The organism is Corynebacterium sphenisci DSM 44792, from assembly GCF_001941505.1.
Taxonomy (GTDB): domain Bacteria; phylum Actinomycetota; class Actinomycetes; order Mycobacteriales; family Mycobacteriaceae; genus Corynebacterium; species Corynebacterium sphenisci.
Genome location: NZ_CP009248.1, coordinates 1 through 19060, shown reverse-complemented (window position 1 = coordinate 19060; position 19060 = coordinate 1). Strand labels below are relative to the sequence as shown.

Annotated in this window: 15 protein-coding genes and 2 tRNA genes; 4 read left to right on the top strand and 13 right to left on the bottom strand. The window is 71.2% G+C overall.

Going from position 1 to position 19060, the window contains the following annotated elements; all coding sequences use genetic code 11:
* Positions 1–79: 79 nt before the first annotated feature.
* Positions 80–619 carry a peptidylprolyl isomerase gene (locus CSPHI_RS00085; protein ID WP_303356276.1) on the bottom strand — a complete coding sequence of 180 codons (540 nt, stop codon included), beginning with the start codon at positions 617–619 and terminating at the stop codon, positions 80–82.
* A gap of 111 nt (positions 620–730) precedes the next feature.
* Here CSPHI_RS00085 and CSPHI_RS00080 point away from each other — a divergent pair, with 111 nt between their 5' ends.
* Entirely contained in the window at positions 731–1888 is a 1158-nt protein-coding gene (locus CSPHI_RS00080) for a hypothetical protein (protein ID WP_075690953.1), read from the top strand.
* A 97-nt stretch (positions 1889–1985) separates the two neighbouring features.
* On the opposite strand, the gene CSPHI_RS00075 is transcribed toward CSPHI_RS00080, so the two are convergent.
* From CSPHI_RS00075 to gyrA, 5 genes are all read right to left on the bottom strand, one after another.
* A complete protein-coding gene (locus CSPHI_RS00075) occupies positions 1986–2921 on the bottom strand; it encodes an Abi family protein (RefSeq protein WP_169840383.1) in 936 nt (311 codons plus the stop codon).
* 157 nt (positions 2922–3078) lie between these two features.
* Positions 3079–3151 (bottom strand) — tRNA-Ala (locus CSPHI_RS00070).
* Between the two features lie 80 nt (positions 3152–3231).
* Positions 3232–3308: transfer RNA gene (locus tag CSPHI_RS00065), tRNA-Ile, on the bottom strand.
* 86 nt (positions 3309–3394) lie between these two features.
* Positions 3395–3733 (bottom strand): DUF3566 domain-containing protein, encoded by a 339-nt coding sequence (locus tag CSPHI_RS00060; protein ID WP_075690951.1) that lies wholly within the window; start codon positions 3731–3733, stop codon positions 3395–3397.
* Positions 3734–3736: 3 nt separating this feature from the next.
* Positions 3737–6346, bottom strand: coding sequence for a DNA gyrase subunit A (gene gyrA, locus CSPHI_RS00055; RefSeq protein ID WP_075690950.1), 2610 nt, complete (start codon positions 6344–6346; stop codon positions 3737–3739).
* A 178-nt stretch (positions 6347–6524) separates the two neighbouring features.
* On the opposite strand from gyrA, the gene CSPHI_RS00050 reads away from it, so the two are divergent.
* Positions 6525–6761: a CopG family transcriptional regulator gene (locus CSPHI_RS00050; RefSeq protein WP_075690949.1), complete on the top strand. Its 237-nt coding sequence runs from the start codon at positions 6525–6527 to the stop codon at positions 6759–6761.
* Positions 6758–7012 carry a TetR family transcriptional regulator gene (locus CSPHI_RS00045; protein WP_425429728.1) on the top strand — a complete coding sequence of 85 codons (255 nt, stop codon included), beginning with the start codon at positions 6758–6760 and terminating at the stop codon, positions 7010–7012. The genes CSPHI_RS00050 and CSPHI_RS00045 overlap by 4 nt, the downstream gene beginning before the upstream one ends.
* Before the next feature lie 462 nt (positions 7013–7474).
* Here the strand turns inward: CSPHI_RS00045 and CSPHI_RS00040 are convergent, their stop codons facing one another.
* The gene (locus CSPHI_RS00040) at positions 7475–8377 is read right to left on the bottom strand and encodes an Abi family protein (RefSeq protein ID WP_245803318.1); all 903 of its coding nucleotides are present in this window, start codon (positions 8375–8377) and stop codon (positions 7475–7477) included.
* A 279-nt stretch (positions 8378–8656) separates the two neighbouring features.
* Entirely contained in the window at positions 8657–9544 is an 888-nt protein-coding gene (locus CSPHI_RS00035) for an alpha/beta fold hydrolase (protein ID WP_075690947.1), read from the bottom strand.
* Positions 9545–9681: 137 nt separating this feature from the next.
* Here CSPHI_RS00035 and CSPHI_RS00030 point away from each other — a divergent pair, with 137 nt between their 5' ends.
* The gene (locus CSPHI_RS00030; RefSeq protein WP_075690946.1) at positions 9682–11298 is read left to right on the top strand and encodes a lipase family protein; all 1617 of its coding nucleotides are present in this window, start codon (positions 9682–9684) and stop codon (positions 11296–11298) included.
* 72 nt (positions 11299–11370) lie between these two features.
* Here the strand turns inward: CSPHI_RS00030 and gyrB are convergent, their stop codons facing one another.
* From gyrB to dnaA, 5 genes are all read right to left on the bottom strand, one after another.
* Positions 11371–13410 (bottom strand): DNA topoisomerase (ATP-hydrolyzing) subunit B, encoded by a 2040-nt coding sequence (gene gyrB / locus CSPHI_RS00025; protein WP_075690945.1) that lies wholly within the window; start codon positions 13408–13410, stop codon positions 11371–11373.
* A gap of 121 nt (positions 13411–13531) precedes the next feature.
* Complete coding sequence (locus CSPHI_RS12575; protein ID WP_084210139.1) at positions 13532–14407, bottom strand: DciA family protein; 876 nt, start codon at positions 14405–14407, stop codon at positions 13532–13534.
* Entirely contained in the window at positions 14404–15615 is a 1212-nt protein-coding gene (gene recF / locus CSPHI_RS00015; RefSeq protein WP_075690944.1) for a DNA replication/repair protein RecF, read from the bottom strand. Before recF ends, CSPHI_RS12575 begins: the two co-directional genes overlap by 4 nt.
* Before the next feature lie 25 nt (positions 15616–15640).
* A complete protein-coding gene (gene dnaN, locus CSPHI_RS00010) occupies positions 15641–16831 on the bottom strand; it encodes a DNA polymerase III subunit beta (protein ID WP_075690943.1) in 1191 nt (396 codons plus the stop codon).
* 444 nt (positions 16832–17275) lie between these two features.
* Entirely contained in the window at positions 17276–19060 is a 1785-nt protein-coding gene (gene dnaA, locus CSPHI_RS00005; protein WP_157118434.1) for a chromosomal replication initiator protein DnaA, read from the bottom strand.

Here is a 19060-nt window from a genome sequence, read left to right as displayed (position 1 = left end):
CCGGTCCCCCGCCGACGGCGGCGGGGGCGGGCCCGGGGCGGTGCGCCGCGGCCGAGGTGGCCGGGCGCGGGGTGCGGGGCTAGGCCCGCTCGATGTCGATGGAGGTGATTGCCACCGGCTCCAGAGGGCGGTCCCAGTGGTCCGTGGCGACCCGGGCGATCTCGTCGACGACCTTCTTCGAGGCCTCGTCGGCGACCTCGCCGAAGATGGTGTGGTTGCCGTTGAGGTGCGGGGTGGCCGAGACGGTGATGAAGAACTGGGAGCCGTTGGTGCCGCGGCCGCCGCGCTTGCCCGCATTGGCCATGGCCAGCAGGTACGGGCGGTCGAAGACGAGCTCCGGGTGGATCTCGTCGTCGAACATGTAGCCGGGCCCGCCGGTGCCGGTGCCCTCCGGGTCGCCGCCCTGGATCATGAACCCGGCGATGATCCGGTGGAAGAGGGCGCCGTCGTAGAACGGGCCGGACTCGGTGCCGGAGGCGTTGCGGGTGGTGTAGTCCGCGGTGCCCTCGGCCAGGCCGATGAAGTTCTCCACGGTCTTCGGGGCGTGGTTGCCGAACAGGTCGATGACGATGTCGCCGTGGTTGGTGTGCACGGTCGCGGTCGCGGTCTTGATAGTCACCCCACCGACGATACCGGCGGATCCGCGGGTGCCACAACGCGGAGCCCGGAAAACCCCTAACCTGGTGTTGAACGACGTGACGTTCGACGCACACCAGAGGAGAACCCAGGCATGTACCCCAGCACCATCTCGTTGGCCGCGAAAGGCGTGAAGAACGCCTTCTCGGCCTACGGCGACTACAAGGACAAGAAGTCCGCGGAGTTCTACGACACCCTCCAGGAGGCGAAGAAGCTCGCCGCGGAGAAGGCCGACCAGGCGCGCGAGGCCGCCTCGGAGAAGACCGAGGAGGCCCGCAAGGTCGCCGCCGAGATCCAGGACCGCGCCGCCGACCGGGCGGAGGACCTGGCCAAGACCGGCCGCAAGAAGCTCTCCCGCGCGGAGAAGAAGGCCCAGAAGAAGTCCGATGAGCTCGCCAAGCGCGCCGCCAAGGGCCGGAAGAAGAGCCGCAAGGAGCTCAAGGCCGCCCGCAAGGACGCCAAGAAGTCCGCGAAGCAGCTGCGCAAGCGCGCCGGCAGGACCGTGGACACGGTCACCGGCAAGAAGCAGCGCCGCGAGCGCAAGCTGCGCAAGACCCTCATCCTGACCCTGATCCTCGCCGCCGTGGCCGCCCTCGTGGTGAAGCTGCGCAAGGAGGACAAGCTGCCGGTGGAGCAGGCCCCCGCCAAGCTCAAGGAGACCGCGCAGAAGGCGAAGGCGAACGCCCCGGAGGCGGCGCAGAAGGCCAAGGAGGCCGCCGCCGAGGCCGCGGACACGGTGAAGTCCGCCGCGGACAAGACCGCCGCGAAGGCCGCCGACCTCGCCGGGGACGCCACCGCCAAGGCCAAGGACGCCGCGGAGGACGCCGCCGCCGGCGCGAAGTCCGCCGCCGCCGAGGCCGCGGAGAAGACCGCGGAGGCCGCCGAGGCCGCCGCCGAGGCCGCCGAGGAGGGCGCGGACAAGACCGCCGAGGCCGCGCAGCAGGTCTCCGCCAAGGCCGATGAGGCCGCCGACGCCACCGCGGAGAAGGCCGATGAGGCCGCCGCGAAGGCCAAGGACGCCGCCGACGCCGCCGAGGCGAAGACCAAGGCCGGCGCGAAGCAGGCCGCCGACTCCACCAAGTCCGCCGCCGACAAGACCGCCGATGCCGCGAAGAAGGGCGCCGACGAGGCGGCCGACTCCGCCAACGAGGTCGCCAACCAGGCCGAGGTCAAGGCCGACATCGCCGAGAACAAGGCGAAGCAGAACAAGCCGGCCGCCCCGAAGCCCGGCGGCGCCCGCAACAAGAAGTAGCGCCCCGGCACCGCCGCAGGATGCGGCGGGCGCCCCGGATGCCGCACGGCCCCGTCCCCGAGAGGGGGGCGGGGCCGGCGGCGTTTCCGGGGGCGGCTCAGCCGCTCCTGGTGATGCCGCGCCGGTACAGGTCCTCGCCGTCGAGGAAATCGTCCAGCTCCGCCACGAAGCGGCGCCCCTCGGCGCCGGGCAGGAAGGTCGCCAGGGCGAGTATCGCCCAGTACATCGACTTCGAGTCCACGTCCCGGAGCCTTTTCGCGAAGCGCTTCGGCTTCTTCGCCCCGTCCCGGGTGGTGCGCATCCACAGCCGGGAGTGGTGGGCGACGGTGTTGCGCAGGTAGGTGACGGCCTTGATCTGGGTGGGGAAGATCCTGGCGTTGACGCCCAGCTGCCCGGCGAGGTCGCGCCACAGCGGCGCGCCGGCATCGCCGTCGCAGGTCATGATGAAGCGGCCCAGGGTACCGAGGCTGAAGGCGTCGATCACCGCCCACAGCGGCAGCTCCCCGGCGAGCTCGAGGAGCAGATCATGGTCCCCCGGCCGGTACTTCCGGGGCCGTTCCCCCGCCCGGTCGGCCCAGGCGGCGTCGAGGGCCCGGCCCACGTACGGCTCATCATGGCGGTAGATGTCGCGCAGGATGGTGGCGACCATCGCCCGGGCGGGCTCGTCCTTGCTGACCCGCAGATACCGCCCCTCGTCCAGGAAGCCCGTGGGGCCGTATGTGCCGCAGTACAGGTCGACGACCATGGCGCGCAGCCGCCATTCCACGGCGCGCAGCCGATCATGCACCATCCCGGCGAGGCGGGCGTCGAGGTCGATGAGCCGGAACAGGTCGGCGGCGTCCTTGGCCGGAAGCCCCGTCCGGCCCCGATCCGCCAGGGCCCGGTAGTTGCCGGCGTAGCCGAGGAAGTAGTGGAAGTTCAGGGCCGCGAGCCGGCTCCGGTGCGCGTCGGTGATCGTGGACCCGTCGACGTAGCCGTGGTCGACCAGATAGCGCACGCGCTGCTCCACGGACAGTCTCGGTGGTGTGCCCATGGCCCGACCATATAAAAAGGACCCCCGCAGTGCGCATCGAGGAGAGGCGGCGGGGGGACTATCGCCTCGAGTATGGCAGGTTCCCGGCACCGGGTCAACCATGCCGCAGGCGGATCGGCCGCGGCCCCCGCCCGGGAGGGGCGGGGGCCGCGTGCGGTGGAGCCTAGGGGAATCGAACCCCTGACCCCCACCTTGCAAAGGTGGTGCTCTACCAATTGAGCTAAGGCCCCGGGTGCCGGGGAGGCCGCCGGAAAGCGGAAAACCCCGCGCCCGCCGGGCTGCTACGCCCGGCCGGCGCGGGGCCCGGTGGTGGTGGGCCTAGGAGGACTTGAACCTCCGACCCCTTCGTTATCAGCGAAGTGCTCTAACCGCCTGAGCTATAGGCCCGGAACCGGGATACAACTTAACCCAGTGCCGAGCCGAACGGCAAATCCGCAGTTCACCGCGGATCCGCCCCGCTCCGGGAGGGGGCCTCAGGCGGGGTCGTCGAGGTCCACGACCACTCCGCCGACCAGACCGGCGCAGGCGTTGTAGATGATCGCGCCGAGGGTGAGCAGGGCGGTGACCAGCACCACCCACAGCGCACCCAGTCCCGCGGCGGCGAGGAACACGGTGCCGGCGCCGATCGGCTCCCCGCCGATCAGATCGCCGATCGCGTCCCAGATGCCGGCGGCGCCGAGCACCAGGTAGAGCACGGCGACGGCGATCATCCAGGCGAGGAAGCCGATCACGCTCACCGCGGCGGAGGCCCGCAGCGCGGACCAGGCCCCGATCCGGGTGAGCTCCGCCTGGCGCGGTCCGGTGGCGGTCATGAGCTACTCCTTGCCCTTCGGCGCGTCACCCTTGTGGTGCACGCGGGCCCCGTCGGCCCCACCGGGCCGGGGGGTGACGATGTCCAGGGTGCCGGCCTCGGAGACCTGCGCGGCGGCCTCCTCGCCCTCGTCCTCGACATTGCGGTCGATGGCGAGCAGCTCGGTGCCCTCGGCGAGGTTCACCAGCCGCACGCCCTTGGTGGCGCGCGAGGTCGCCCGGATCTCGTTGACCCGGGTGCGGATCACGTCCCCGGCGGAGGTGACCGCGAAGATCTCGTCCTCGTTGTCCACCACCAGGGCGCCCATCAGCGGCCCGCGCTTCTTGTCGTACTTCAGGGTGAGCACGCCCTGGCCGCCGCGGCCCTGCGGGCTGTACTCGTCCAGGCGGGTCTTCTTGCCGTAGCCGCCGGTGGTGGCGACCAGCAGGTTCTGGCCCTCCTCCACGACGACCATGGACAGCAGGCTGTCGCCGTCCTTGAAGCGCATGCCGAGCACGCCGCCGGTGGCCCGGCCCATCGGGCGCAGCACCTCGTCGGAGGCGGGGAAGCGGATCGCCTGGCCGCGTTCGGAGACCAGCAGCAGATCATCGTCCGGGCCGCACAGCCGGGCCCCGATGAGGGTGTCGCCCTCGCGCAGGTTGATCGCGATGAGCCCGGAGGAGCGCGCCGAGTCGTAGTCCTCCAGCCGGGACTTCTTCACCCGGCCGGCGGCGGTGGCCAGCACCAGGTAGGGGGCGTCGGAGTAGCTGGAGACCTGCAGCACCTCGGCGATCTTCTCCCCGGGCTGGAACTCCAGCAGGTTCGCCACGTGCTGGCCGCGGGCGGCGCGGGTGGCCTCCGGCAGCTCGTAGGCCTTGAGCCGGTAGACCCGGCCGGCGTTGGTGAAGAAGAGCATCCAGTCGTGGGTGGAGCAGACGAAGAAGTGCCGGATGATGTCGTCCTGCTTGAGGTCCGCCCCGCGCACCCCCTTGCCGCCGCGCCGCTGGGACTTGTAGGAGTCGACCTTGGTGCGCTTGGCGTAGCCGGTGGAGGTGATGGTGACCACCACGTTCTCCCGGGCGATGAGGTCCTCCTCGCTGACCTCGCCGATGGCGCCGACGATCTTGGAGCGCCGGTCGTCGCCGTACTTCTCGACGACCTCGGCGAGTTCGTCGCGGACGATGGCGCGCTGCCGCTCGGGCTTGGCCAGGATGTCCTTGTAGTCAGCGATCCTCTCCTCGATGGCGGCGAGCTCGTCGACGATCTTCTGCCGCTCCAGGGCGGCGAGCTTGCGCAGCTGCATCGCCAGGATGGCGTCGGCCTGCGCCTCGTCGATGTCCAGCAGCTCCATCAGGCCGGTGCGGGCGACGTCCACCGTGGAGGAGCGCCGGATCAGGGCGATCACCTCGTCCAGGGCGTCCAGGGCCTTGACCAGGCCGCGCAGGATGTGCGCCTTCTTCTCCGCCTCGTCCAGGCGGTACTGGGTGCGCCGGACGATGACCTCGATCTGGTGGTCGACGTAGAGCCGCACCAGCTGGTCGATGCGCAGGGTGCGCGGCACCCCGTCGACGATGGAGAGCATGTTCGCGCCGAAGCTGGTCTGCAGCTGGGAGTGCTTGTACAGGTTGTTGAGCACCACCCGCGGCACCGCGTCCCGCTTGAGCTTGACCACGATCCGCATGCCCCATTTGAGATCGGACTCGTCGTCGATGCTGGAGATGCCGGCGATCCGGCCGTCGCGGACCTGCTCCGCGATATTGGCGATCATCCGGTCCGGGTTGACCTGGTAGGGCAGCTCGGTGATCACGATGGACTGCCGGTTGCCCTCCTCCTCGATGGAGGTGATGCCGCGCATCTTGATGGAGCCGCGCCCGGTGGTGTACGCGTCGTGGATGCCCTTGTCGCCGACGATGAGCCCGCCGGTGGGGAAGTCCGGGCCCTTGATCCGGGCCATGATCTCCTCCAGGGCGGTCTTCTCGTCCGCCTCCGGGTTGTCCAGGCACCAGTTGATCGCCTCGGCGATCTCGCGGAGGTTGTGCGGCGGGATGTTCGTGGCCATGCCCACGGCGATGCCGCCGGAGCCGTTCATGAGCAGCTGCGGGATCCGGGAGGGCAGCACCACCGGCTCGGTGGTGCGGCCGTCGTAGTTCGGCGCGAAGTCGACGGTGTTCTCGCGGATGTCGCGGACCATCTCCATGGCCAGCGGGGTGAGCCGGGCCTCGGTGTAGCGCATCGCGGCCGGCCCGTCGTCGCCGCGGGAGCCGAAGTTGCCCTGCCCGTCGACCAGCGGGTACCGCATGGACCAGGGCTGGGCCATGCGCACCATGGTGTCGTAGATCGCCGAGTCGCCGTGCGGGTGGTAGTTGCCCATGGTGTCGGAGACGGGCTTCGCGGACTTCACGTAGCCGCGGTCCGGCCGGTAGCCGTTGTCGAACATCGCGTAGAGGATGCGGCGGTGCACCGGCTTGAGGCCGTCGCGGACCTCCGGCAGGGCGCGGCCCACGATGACGCTCATCGCGTAGTCGATGTAGCTCGACTGCATCTCCTCGTTGATGTCGATCGGGCGCACCTCGTCGCCGATGCGGTCGCTGGGACCGTCGGAGCCGAACAGGGTCCCGTCGTTGTCGTCGCTCACTCGGTTACCTCTTTCATGGGGTCTCAATTGCGCCCCGTGGGGGCGATCCCCACCATCCTACGTCGCCCAGGGGCGTCTGAGGCGCTCATCGGGCCACCGGGTGATACCGTCGAGGTATCACCTTCATCCGCCGGCTGCACCGTCCCCGCCGCCGGCGCCGGATCGCGAGGAGGCCCCGATGGCGATGACCCTGCGGCTGACCCCCGAGCAGGACGCCGCGCTCACCCTGCTCGCCGAGGCCCGGGGGGTGTCCAAGCAGGTCGCCGCGGCGCAGGCGATCGCCGCCGAGGCCGCCCGCACCCTGCGCGGCGCCGAGGTGCGCGCCCTGGCCCGCCGGGAGGTGGAGGCCTACCGGGGCCTGGAGCGGCGCGTGCGCGCCGCCCGCGGCCCCCGCCCGGGGGAGGACCCGCGGTGAGCATGCTCACCGGGGAGGACGCGCTCATCGCCGCCGAGGAGGTGTGCGCCGCCACCGGGGCGCGGGTGCGGGATCTCTCCGCCCTGGTCGCCGCGGCCGCGGTGCCCGGCACCCGGATCGGCGGCATCCCGGTGCACCGGGATCGGGCCGAGGCCCGGGCGGCGTTGGCCGAGGCGGTGGCCCGGCTGCAGCCGCTCACCGGGGGCAATGACGCCCTGGCCCGGGTGCTGGACCGGATCGCCTTCGGCTGAGCGTGCCCTCGTGGCTGGCGAACCGAAGGACCCAAACCGTGCGAACTTCAAACGGACCATCACCGACCGACGGCGGGGTGCCCATTAGCGGGCCTCCTTCACCACACCCAGCCGGCGCGTGACTCCGGGGCGGGTGTGATGAATCTCGACTCCCCGCACCTATCGATGTTTTGCCGATGATCGGAACCCCGGGTACCTGAGGCGGAGACTCGACACGTGAGCAGCACCGTGTGCCCGGGCCGTGATAAGGCGCTAACTCAATGGCCGGCAGCACCATATTATATTTACCCGAGCCATGAAACCATGCCCAAGGACTATACGGGCCTTCCGGAGAGCATGGGGACCGTGGGAGTGGGCTATGCAGTCACCCGCGGCACATCTTCTCCGAGACCGAAAACCGCGGCCACCCGGGCAAAAACCCGCCCGCCCCGATCCCCGCCCCGTCCTGGCGATTCACCAAATTCAGCTGGTCGCCTGCCGCACCCAAGCAGCGGAGTCCCACTGCACCGGTAGACCCATGGCCCCTGGCCTAACCAATGGGTTCTCTAGAAATTCCCCATCGATGAGGGTGCCGACCTTGGTTGGCCAGGTCGTACCTGGCGAGACCCGCGAGAGCAAAAAAGCCATCATGGTAAGGGAGCCAAATATTCTTTCGCTTTGCTCCGGGGGCAGACAGTGAAAGTTCGGCATGGTCCGGAACGCTACTGTCGATACCGGCATGAGTTTTCTATTCCAGAGCCGGCCATGATGCGCGCTGATATTACGCACGATAGTCAGCTGCTCAAGCCAGCGGGTGAGCGGATGGGCTTTGCCAAATCTGTCCTTCTGCCGCCTGCCGAGTTCGCTGAAAACGATATTGAGCCCCAGGGCTGAGGCTATTTCTCGCTGGTCTTCGACAACCAGCCCCTCGAACAGGCGGGAGATATCACTGAAGTCCAGGACCTCCGCTAAAACCCAGAAGGGGAACCGGCTGTTATAATTGTTCTGGTAATGCCGGATTGCGGCGTTATTTCGCCGAGCCCGCCGCACCCTTTTCCGCGCATTGTCCAACCAGTCCCCATGGCTAAAGTCGTCTCTGAAGTTCGCGGAATGGCGATAGAAGAGGGGATCCCGGAAACTAAGGGTTTCCCCCACCCGGCAGCGCAGCGCGATCTCAATACGTTCCATGCCGTCATGGACAAGAGTACGGAGCTTCCGGTCGGCCTCGTATAACCTTACGCAGTCCGAGAACCTGGTCCCCGCGGTGAACCGGTCGGTTTTTCCGCCATTTTCGTCTTCTTGTCGAGCGGTGTACCAGTAGGCGGAGAGCCGGTAATAGCTGACGTAGGAAAACCACTGGCGGGCGAGAGCATCGTCGACGGCCATGCCCCTCGCCGAGAGCCGCCGTACGTGTTCGTCGATCGTGCACGCCGGTTTGCCGGGTAACGCCATGGTGGCCACCCCCCCCTACGAAAGAAATCCAGCCCACTCCCGACCGGAGGTCGAGGCGGGCTGAACGGTTGATGTCAGCCTAGATCGGCGGCTCACGTTGCGCAAGCGCACCACGCGGTTCTCCGGAGGCATGCCCCCCCCAGCCCACCCCAACCTGACCGGCAAAATGGCTGGTGGGAGGATCCCGGGCAGGTGATGCACCTGGTGTTCTATCTAGTCCGGGGCCACCCCGCGCTCGGCGATGAAGCGCTCGAAGCGGTCCACCACGGCCTTCGGCTCCCGGGCCCAGCGATTGTGGCCGAGGCGCTGCTCGATGAAGTCGTACTCGGCGGCCTTCGGCAGCCGGGCGGCGAGATCCATCGCCGACTCCGGCGGGCAGTCGTGATCGCCGCCGCAGGTCAGGGTGAGCACCGGGGTGGTCACGTCCATCGCCGCGGTGCGGTAGTCCATATCCGCCCCGCGGGGGCGCAGCCGGTTGCGGCGGGCGAAGCCGGCCCACTCCCGCATGTGCACGCGGGACTGGCGGCCGAAGTTGCCGAGATCATGCGGCCCGGGCGGCCAGTGGCCGAGAAGCCCGGATACCGCCGCCATGCCCGGCGCACCCCAGCGCAGCCGCCGGTAGGGGGAGCCGGTGAAGTGCCGGAAATAGGGGCTGCCGGAGCCCACGGTGACCACCGCGTCGACGTCCGCCTCCGGGCGGCACAGGTACAGGGTGGCCACCTGGCCGCCCATGGAGTGGCAGATGAAGTACACCGGCAGCCGGACGCCCTCGGGCTGGATGATGGCGCGTGCCTCGGCGACCACCCGGGGGAAGTCCACCGCGGCCATGTCGTGGTAGCCCCAGGCCCGGGACCAGGAGGCCCGGTCGGTCTGGTCGCCCTGGCCGCGCAGTTCGGAGCCCACCGCGGCGTAGCCGCGCGCGGCGAGCTCCCCGGCGATCGGCCAGTAGTAGCGGGCGCCCATGCCCATCCCCGGCCACAGGATGACGATCCCCCGGGGCTCACCCTCCGGCAGGTGCACGCGCAGCGGCGTCACGGAGCCGTCGGGCAGGGTCACCGGGTGGATGAGGTCGGGGTTCTTGCGCTTCGGGGCATCGCTCACATGGGGCAGCTTATGGGTTCCCACCCACGGTTTTCCAACTGAACCGTCCCCGGCGGCGCCGGCGGGTGCGCCCGGGTCCGGGGTGCGCCGGAACGAAAATGCGCTCCCCGACGATACGAGTTTGGTAGGAAATGGATATGACTTCCGAGATCCATCGCCGCCGGCGCGGCCGGGCCCGCCAGGCCGGCGCCGCCCTCGCCGGGGCCACCGCATCCCTGCTCCTGCTCGTCACCGCCGCCGGCGCCGTCCCCGCCCCGCCCGGGCCGGGCGGCGTCGACGCTCTCCCCGGCATCGGGGTCCCCGACCTGCCCGGCCTCGGGGAGCTGCCCGGGACCCCGCCGGGCCCCGCCCCCGGCGGGTCGGGTGACTCCGACCCCGGGGACGGGGACGACGGGGCCCCGGCCCCGGGCCCGGCGGGCATCGACTCCGGTTCGGACTCCGCCTCCGAGGCCATCTCCCCCATCGGCCGGGCGAAGGACCGGGCCACCCAACCCGGCGCGGTGGATCCCTTCTACGACATCACCGCCCTCACCCCGGGTGCCCCGGGCAGCGTGCTGCGCACCGCCGCGGCGCGCACCGCGCCGATGCCGCGCGGGCTGGATTTCCCGCTGCCGGACTCGGTGACCAAGGTCATCTACTCCACGACGGACACCCACGGCTCCCCCATCGCGGTGAGCGGCTACCTGGTGGAGCCCTCGGTGCCGTGGACCGGGAAGGGGGCGCGCCCCACCGTGGTGGTCGGCCGCGGCACCGTCGGCCAGGGCGACCAGTGCGCGCCCTCCCGGAACTGGCCGGTGGACGATCAGCCGGATCCCTTCTCCTCCGGGCGGATGGTCGCCCTGGAGGGCCTCTACGACTGGGCCTTCTCCGCGGTGGGCGTGCGCGTCTTCGTCACCGACTACGTCGGCATGGGCACCCCGGGCATGCACACCTACATGAACCGGGCCGAGCAGGCGCACGCCATGATCGACGGGGCTCGGGCCGCGCGGAACCTCGTCGGCGCCGGCGACTTCGGCCGGGTCGCCTTCTACGGGCACTCCCAGGGCGGCGGGGCCTCCACCGCCGCCGTCGAGGCCGCCCCGGGCTACGGGGCGGACCTGGACGTCGCCGGGGCCTACGCCTCCGCCCCGCCGGCGGACCTGGAGGCGGTGCAGCGCGGCATCGACGGCTCGCACCTGGTCGGCGCCATCGGCTTCACCATCAACGGCCTGGTGGCCCGCTACCCGGAGCTGGAGCAGGACCTGGCCCGGCACATCTCCGAGGAGGGCCGGAGGGTTCTCGACAACCTCTCCCGGATGTGCACCGACGAGATCGAGGCGGCCTACGGGGGCCAGACCACCGCGGACTGGACCGCCGACGGCCGGGCCCTGGACGAGATCATCGACGAGATCCCGGCCGGCCGGCGGGCCATGGACGCCCAGCGGATCGGCACCCTGACCCCCACCGCCCCGGTGATGATCATCTCCGGCACCCATGACGGCACCGTGGACTACCAGCAGGCCAAGGATCTCGCCGGGCACTGGTGCGCCGCGGGGGCGAACGTGGTCTACCGGGACGACATCCTCCCGGAGATCGAGGACTACAACCACTTCCTGCAGGCGGTCTCCGGGGCCCCGTTCGGGATGAGCTTCATCCTCAAGGTGCTCAACGGCGCCCCGGTGGGCGGCTGCAATGCCGCCGGCGGGGCCGGGTCGGCGGAGCTGCCCGATCTGCCGCGGCTGGACTCCTCCGCCGGGGCCCTGTTCCGCGACTAGCCCCCCGGCTACGGCACCGCACCCCGCGGCACCGGCGGGTGCCGCGGGGTGCGGGTCATGCGCGGGCCGGTCCTAGACGTCGAGGAAGCGGACGTCCTTGGCGTTGCGGGTGATGAAGGACCGGCGGGAGCCGACGTCATCGCCCATCAGGATGCTGAACAGCTCATCGGCCTTCTGCGCATCCTCCAGGGCGACCTGGCGCAGCACCCGGTGGGTGGGATCCATGGTGGTCTCCCACAGCTCCGGGGCGTCCATCTCGCCGAGGCCCTTGTAGCGCTGGATGCCGTCGTCGGTGTTGATCTTGCGGCCGGCGGCGAGGCCCTCCTCCACCAGCTTGTCCCGCTCCGCGTCGGAGTAGGCGTAGCCGGGCTGGCCCTTGGACCACTTCAGCTTGTACAGCGGCGGCTGGGCGAGGTAGACGTGGCCCTCCTCCACCAGGGGCCGCATCAGCCGGAACAGCAGGGTGAGCAGCAGCGTGGCGATGTGCTGGCCGTCCACGTCGGCGTCCGCCATGAGCACGATCTTGTGGTAGCGCAGCTTGGAGATGTCGAACTCGTCGTGGATGCCGGTGCCCAGGGCGGTGATGATCGCCTGCACCTCGTTGTTCTTCAGGGTCTTGTCCAGGCGGGCCTTCTCCACGTTGAGGATCTTGCCGCGCAACGGCAGGATCGCCTGGAACATGGAGTTGCGGCCGCCCTTGGCGGAGCCGCCGGCGGAGTCGCCCTCGACGATGAACAGCTCGCTCTTCGAGGGGTCCTTGGAGCGGCAGTCCGCCAGCTTGCCGGGCAGCCCGCCCAGATCCGTGGCGGACTTGCGCCGCACCAGGTCCCGGGCCTTGCGCGCGGCCTGGCGGGCGTGCGCGGAGGAGATGGCCTTGTTGATGATCACCCGGGCCTCGGCGGGGTTGGCCTCCAGCCAGTGCCCGATGTGCTCATTGGCGGACTTCTGCACGAAGGAGCGCACCTCGGTGTTGCCCAGCTTCGTCTTCGTCTGCCCCTCGAACTGGGGGTCGGTCACCCGCACCGAGATCACCGCGGCCAGGCCCTCCCGGCAGTCGTCGCCGGTGAGGTTCGGCTCCTTGTCCTTGAGCAGCTTGTGCTCCCGGGCGTAGCGGTTCATCAGGGAGGTCAGCGCGGAGCGGAAGCCCTCCTCGTGGGTGCCGCCCTCGATGGTGTTGATGGTGTTCGCGAAGGTGTGCACGGATTCGGAGAACCCGCCGTTCCACTGCATCGCGATCTCCACCTCATGGCCCTCCCCGGCGGCCTCGAAGTGCACGATGGTCGGGTGGATCGCGGTCTTCGTCTTGTTCAGGGACTCGACGTAGTCGCGCAGCCCGTTGGGGTAGTGGTAGACCTTCTGCCGGACCTTCGGCTTGGCCTCCTTGGCCTTCTTCTCCTCCTCGACCTCGGCGGCGTCCTTCGCGGCGGCGGCGGACTCGTGCTCGGCCTGCTCGGCGAGCTCCTCGGCCTCCAGCTCCTCCTCGCTGACCCGGCGGTCGGTGAGGGTGATGGTCAGGCCCTTGTTGAGGAAGGCCATCTCGCGCAGCCGGCGGGCGATGGTGTCGAAGTTGAAGTCGGTGGACTCGAAGATCTCCGGGTCCGGCCAGAACCGGACCGTGGTGCCGGAGCCGCGGGCCCGGCGGCCCTGCTCCAGCTCCTCGGGGATGGCGTTGACGAAGCGCTGGTGCCACAGGTGGCCGTCGCGGACGATATCCGCCTCCAGCCGGGTGGACAGCGCGTTGACCACGGAGATGCCCACGCCGTGCAGGCCGCCGGAGACCGCGTAGGACTCGGAGTCGAATTTGCCGCCGGCGTGCAGCTGGGTCATCACGACCTGCACCGTCGGCGCACCGGAGGGGTGCATCTCCACCGGGATGCCGCGGCCGTCGTCGATGACCTCCACGCCCCCGTCCTCCATCAGGGTGACCTGGACGTGGCTGGCGTACCCGGCCATCGCCTCGTCGACGGAGTTGTCCACGACCTCCCAGACGAGATGATGCAGGCCGCGTTCACCGGTGGAGCCGATGTACATGCCCGGGCGCTTCCGGACGGCCTCGAGTCCCTCGAGGATGGTGATGGATGATGCGTCGTAGTGATTCTCGGTGGCAGCCACGGGGGGCCAGTCTCCTTCTACGGAAGATGGGGTACCCGACCATCCTACCCGTACCCCACCACGGGAGGGGTATTCACGAACGCTCTGAGGGGCGTTTCCGGGCGATTTTCGCGATCCCCGCCTATCCGTAGGTGTCCCGCGGGCCCCGGCCGCGCACCCCGTAGCGGCCCTTGCGCCATGTCGGCGCCGGGGGGCCGATGATCCGCAGCCGGGTGACCACCCCGTCGCCGACCTCCTCGGCGATCCGGGCCAGGATCCGGTCCTGCAGGTACCGCAGCTGGGTGGCCCAGGCGGTGGAAGCGGCCCGCAGCAGCAGGGTGCCCTCGTCGAAGGAGTCGATCCGCACCTGGGCGGCGAGCTCCTCGCCGACGATCTCCGGCCACCGGGTGAGGATCATGCCCCGAGCCATCTGCGGGGCCCAGCCCCGGTCCAGGATCTGCCGGATGAGCACCGTGCCCAGCGGCTGCGGCTCATTGCGCCGGTACCGGCGCACCCGCGGGCCGCCGGCGCCGCGGCCCTGCAGATGCTCCGGGATCCGGGTGCCCGCCCGATCCCGGGCCTCGGCGAAGAACCCGGTCTCCGCCAGGCGCTCCCCCACCGGGCCCAGGCCGGGCACCACCGCCCCGGCGTCGTCGCGGCGGGGCCGGCCGGCGAGGGGGTCGGGGCCGCCGCGGCGCGGCGGCGCGCCCAGGGAGGGCACCCGGCCCCGGCGGCCGGCGGTGCGGCGCAGCCGGGTGAAGGTCTCCGCCACCAGGTCCGGGACGGTCCCGGCGCCGGGGGCCGGGGCCGCCTCCGGTGCCGTGGCCCCGCCGGCGTCCGGGGCCGGCGCGACTGCGTCCGGGGCCTGCGCGGCGGTCTCCGGGGCCGGGGCCGGTGCGGCGGCGGGCGCCCCGGCGGCCCGGACCAGCCGGGCGGCCTTGGCCACCGCCGCATCGGCGGCGCTGCTGCCGGCGGCGTCCCCGCCGGCCGCGGCGGCGCCGGGCTCCCCGGCGCTCATGCCCCGGCCCCCTCGGCGAGCACCGAGATCCGGCCCTGCTCGGTGTCCCGGACCTCCACCAGGTGGGTGGTGTGGCCTGCCTCGGCCAGCCCCGGCGGCAGCTCCTCGCCCACCGCGGAGGTGATCAGGACCTGCTCGGCGCGGGTGGCCATCGCCACCAGGGCCTGCCGGCGGTGCCGGTCGAGTTCCGCGAAGACGTCGTCGAGGATCAGCACCGGGTCCGGGCCCTCGGCGCGGAGCAGCTCGTAGCCGGCCAGGCGCAGCGCCAGGGCGAAGGACCAGGTCTCCCCATGCGAGGCGAAGCCCTTCGCCGGCTCCTCCCCCAGGGTCAGGGAGAGGTCGTCGCGGTGCGGGCCGACCAGGCTCATCCCCCGCTCGATCTCCCGGCGCCGGCCCTCCGCCATCGCGGTGAGCAGCAGCGCCTCAAGCACCTCCGGATCCGCCTGCGCGGCCTCCCCGGCACCCATCGGCGCCGATCCGGCCGACTCCAGCACCCGCGGCCGGTAGGCCACCGCCGCGGGCCGGGAGCTCGGCGCCAGCGTGGCGTAGGCCTCCACCACCCGCGGGGCCAGATCCGCGGTGAGCCGGATCCGCTCGGCGGTGACCACCGCGCCGACCCTGGCCAGCTGGGCGTCCCAGGTGTCCAGGGTGGCCAGCGCCGCCTCCCCCTCGGCGGTGCCGTAGCCGCGGCGCAGCGCGGTGGCGGCGGATTTCAGCAGGGCGTTGCGCTGCCGCAGCACCCGGTCGTACTCCAGGCGGGCCCCGGCCAGCCGGGGCCGGCGCACCCCCAGCAGATCGTCGAGGTAGCGGCGGCGCTGCGCCGGCTCCCCCTTGACCAGCTCCAGGTCCTCGGGGGCGAAGAGCACCGCGCGCACGGTGCCGAGCAGCTCCCGGGGGCTGCGCAGCCGGGTGCGGTTGAGCTGGGCGAGGTTCGCGCCGCGGGCGTTGATGAGCAGATGGGCGGTGAGCTCCCGGCCCTCGTTGACCGCGGTGGCCGACACCCGGGCGGATTCCGCCCCGGCGCGCACCAGGGGCGCGTCCCCGGCGACCCGGTGCGAGGACAGGGTGGCCAGGTAGCCGACCGCCTCGACGATGTTGGTCTTGCCGTAGCCGTTGCGCCCGGTGAATACGGTGATGCCCGGCTCCAGGGCCAGGTTCAGCTCCGGCCAGGAGCGGAAGTCCCGCAGCGAGAGCGAACGCAGGTGCATGCCGGCGGCGTCGGTGGCGGCGGGCCTAGCCCGGCAGCCGGACCGGCATCAGCAGGTAGGTGTAGTCCACCTCGGGGGTCGGGAACATGCCGTCCTCGCCGGCCTCCGGCAGCTCCTCCGGCTCCGGCACCAGGATCGCCGGGCGGGAGGGCTGCGTGAAGCCCATGAACACCCGGTTGGTGTGGATCGCGGAGAGCCCGTCGGAGAGGTAGGCGGGGTTGAAGGCGATGAGCAGCGGCTCCCCGGCGAAGGCGCAGTCCAGGATCTCCTCGGCGGAGCCGGTCTCCTCCGCCTGCGCGGACAGCCGCACCTGGCCCTCGGAGAAGTCCATCCGCACCTGGGCGCCGCGGTCGGCGACCAGGCTGACGCGGCGGATCGCCTCGCGCAGCGGCTCGATCTCGATGGAGGCCACCGCGGAATGCTCCTTGGGCAGCAGCGGGCGGAACTTCGGGAACTCCGCCTCCAGCAGCCGGGTGGTGGTGCGCCGGTCCGGGCCGAGGATGCCGAGCAGCCCGTCGGAGCCGATCGGCTGGCCGTCGGAGCCGTCGCCGACGGCGATGGTCACCGGCTCGGAGGAATGCGAGTCGATGGTGCGGGCGGTGTCCGCCAGGGTCTTCGCCGGGATGAGCAGCTCCACCGGGCCGTCGGCGACGGCCTCCCAGTCGAAGGTGCGCACCGCCAGCCGGAACCGGTCGGTGGCGGCGAGGGTGACCCGGCCGTCCTCGGCCTCCATCCGGATGCCGGTGAGCATCGGCAGCGTCTCATCGCGGCCGGCGGCCACGGACACCTGCCCGATCGCCTCGGTGAACAGGGAGGGGTCCACGGTGGCGGTCACCGCCGGGGTCTCCGGCATCGCCGGGTAGTCGTCGATGGTCATCGCCGGCAGCTCGAACCGGGAGGAGCCGCAGGTGACGTGCACCTTGGTGCCGTCGTAGTGCAGGTCGATGGGCTTGTTCGCCATCTTCGCGACGATGTCCGAGACCAGTTTGCCGTTGACCGCGAAGCGGCCGACATCGGTGCTCTCCGCCGGGATCCGCACCCTGGTGGAGACCTCGTAGTCGTAGCCGGCGATCTCCAGGCCCGCGTCGGAGACGTCGAAGAGCATCCCGCGCAGGATCGGCTGCGTGGTGCGGGTCGGCAGGTTGCGCGCCACCCACGCGACGGCGTCGGCGAGATCGTCCTTGGCGGCGCGTACGCGCACGTCGGTCTGCTCCATCGTCCCTCCACGGAATCGCTGCCGGGGGCCCGGCCATGTCATTCGGCGCCCCGCGACCGCGGTGGCGTCGTCATCCACACACTGTAACCCACCGGCGCGGCCCCGGCGGTCGCCGCGGGGGAGCCCCCGCCCCGCCGGCCGCCCGCGGCGGGCGGGGCGAATCGGGGCGTGGCGCGGCGGTCCACAGCGCTGTTTTCACGGAAACGGCTCTGGGGGATCAGGTTGGTGGAAGTAATAGGGGCGGTGGGAACTGTGGATATCCGCCCATGGCGCTGGTCGGCTCGCGTGGCGCGATGGTGACGGCGCGGTGGATGAAGTGTCGACAACCCGGAGAAAATGTGGATAACCCCCGTCCCCGCCGGCTTCCCACAACCGGCGCCGGGTTATCCACAGCCCCGCCGACAGCTTGTGCACCGGTGCTGGGGCCGCCCCGGGGGATCCGGATCACATCCGGGCGCGCTCGTGGATCCGGGCGGTGAGCTCGTCGACCTCCCGGCGGGTGGCCTCGTTCTCGGTGATCTCGTGCTCGATCTTGTTGTCGCCGTGCAGGATCGTGGCGTGGTCCCGGCCGCCGAGGACCGCCCCGATGCTCACCAGGGAGAGGTTCGTCATCCGCCGGATGAGGTGCATCGCCACCTGCCGGGCGTGGCTGACCGGGCGGGAGCGCCGCGGCGACTCCAGATCCTTGATGGACAGCCCGAAGTACTCCGCGGTCGCCGCGACGATGATCTCCGGGGTGATGTCCACCGCTCCCCCGCCGGTGCCGAGCACCTCCCGGGCCAGCTCCACCGAGGGCTCCCGGCGCAGCAGCGAGGCCTGGGCGGAGATCTGCAGCAGATCGCCCTCCAGCGCCCGGATCGAGGTGTTGGTGTGCTGGGCGATGAAGATCAGCACATCCTCCGGGATGTCCCGGTTCTCCAGCTGCTCCACCTTCTTCTGCAGGATCGCGATCCGGGTCTCCAGATCCGGCAGCGACAGGTCCGCGTACAGGCCCTGCTCGAAGCGGGTGCGCAGCCGGTCCTCGAGGGTGACCAGCTGGTTCGGCGGCCGGTCGGAGGACAGCACGATCTGCCGGTTGGTCTGGTAGAGCGCGTTGAAGGTGTGGAAGAACTCCTCCTGGGTGCCCTCCTTGCCGGCGAGGAACTGGATGTCGTCGACCAGCAGCACGTCGAGGTTGCGGTAGCGGCGCTTGAAGGACTCCTGGGCGTCCTCGCGCAGCGAGGTGATGAAGTCGTTGGTGAACTCCTCGGAGCTGACGTACTTCAGCCGCAGCGTGGGCCGCAGGTTCAGCGCGTAATGGCCGATCGCGTGCAGCAGGTGCGTCTTGCCCAGGCCCGAGGGGCCGGCGATGTAGAGCGGGTTGTAGGACCGGCCCGGGTTCTCCGCGACCGCCACCGCCGCGGCGGCGGCGATCTTGTTCTGGGGGCCCTGCACGAAGGTGTCGAAGGTGTACTTCGGGTTCAGGGTGGGCTCCTCCACCGGATCGCACATCTGGCGGGGCACCGCCTGGTGCGGGCCGGTGGCCATCGCGGACACCGGGGCGGGGGCGCCGGCGGCGGGGGCCTCCGGGGCGGGGTAGCCCGGTTGGGCCGGTTGACCGGGCTGGGTCATCGGCTGGCCGGCGGGCATCGGCGGCATCGCCCCGCCCTGGCCGGGGTAGCCGGTCGGCGGCTGCGCGGCCGGCTGCGTCGGCGGCTGCGCGGCCGGCTGCGCCGGCGCCGGGTAGCCGGGGTGCTCCCCGAAGCGCATCGCGGCCTGCTGGTTGGTGCCGGGCTCGGTGAAGTGGGCGGCGTCATCGCCCGGCCGCGGGTAGCCGTAGCCGGGCTCCGCCCCGGTCGGGGGGTAGGTCCGCTGGGGTTGCGGGGCCTGCGGCTGCGCGGTGGTCGGGGCCGCCGCGGCGGGGGTCTCCTCGGCGCGGTCGGCGACGGTGACCACGACCTGCAGCTCCTCCCCGGTGATCCGGTGAAGCACGGCGGCGAAATGGCTGCCGAGGTCGCCCTCGATCAGCTTCTTCGCCGAGGTGGAGGTGGTGGTCAGCAGCACGAACCCGTTGATCTGGCCGACCGGCTGCACCGTGTTGAGCAGGGAGCGCTCGAAGGCGTCGAGGGCAGGGGTGGGGTCCGCGGGATCCTCGCCGGCGGCCTGGAGGGTCTCGATGACCCGGGTCCAGATCGCGTCGAATCCCGTGGAGCCCTCGTTCATGTCGCCGTCCCGTCGTCGCCGTGTCAT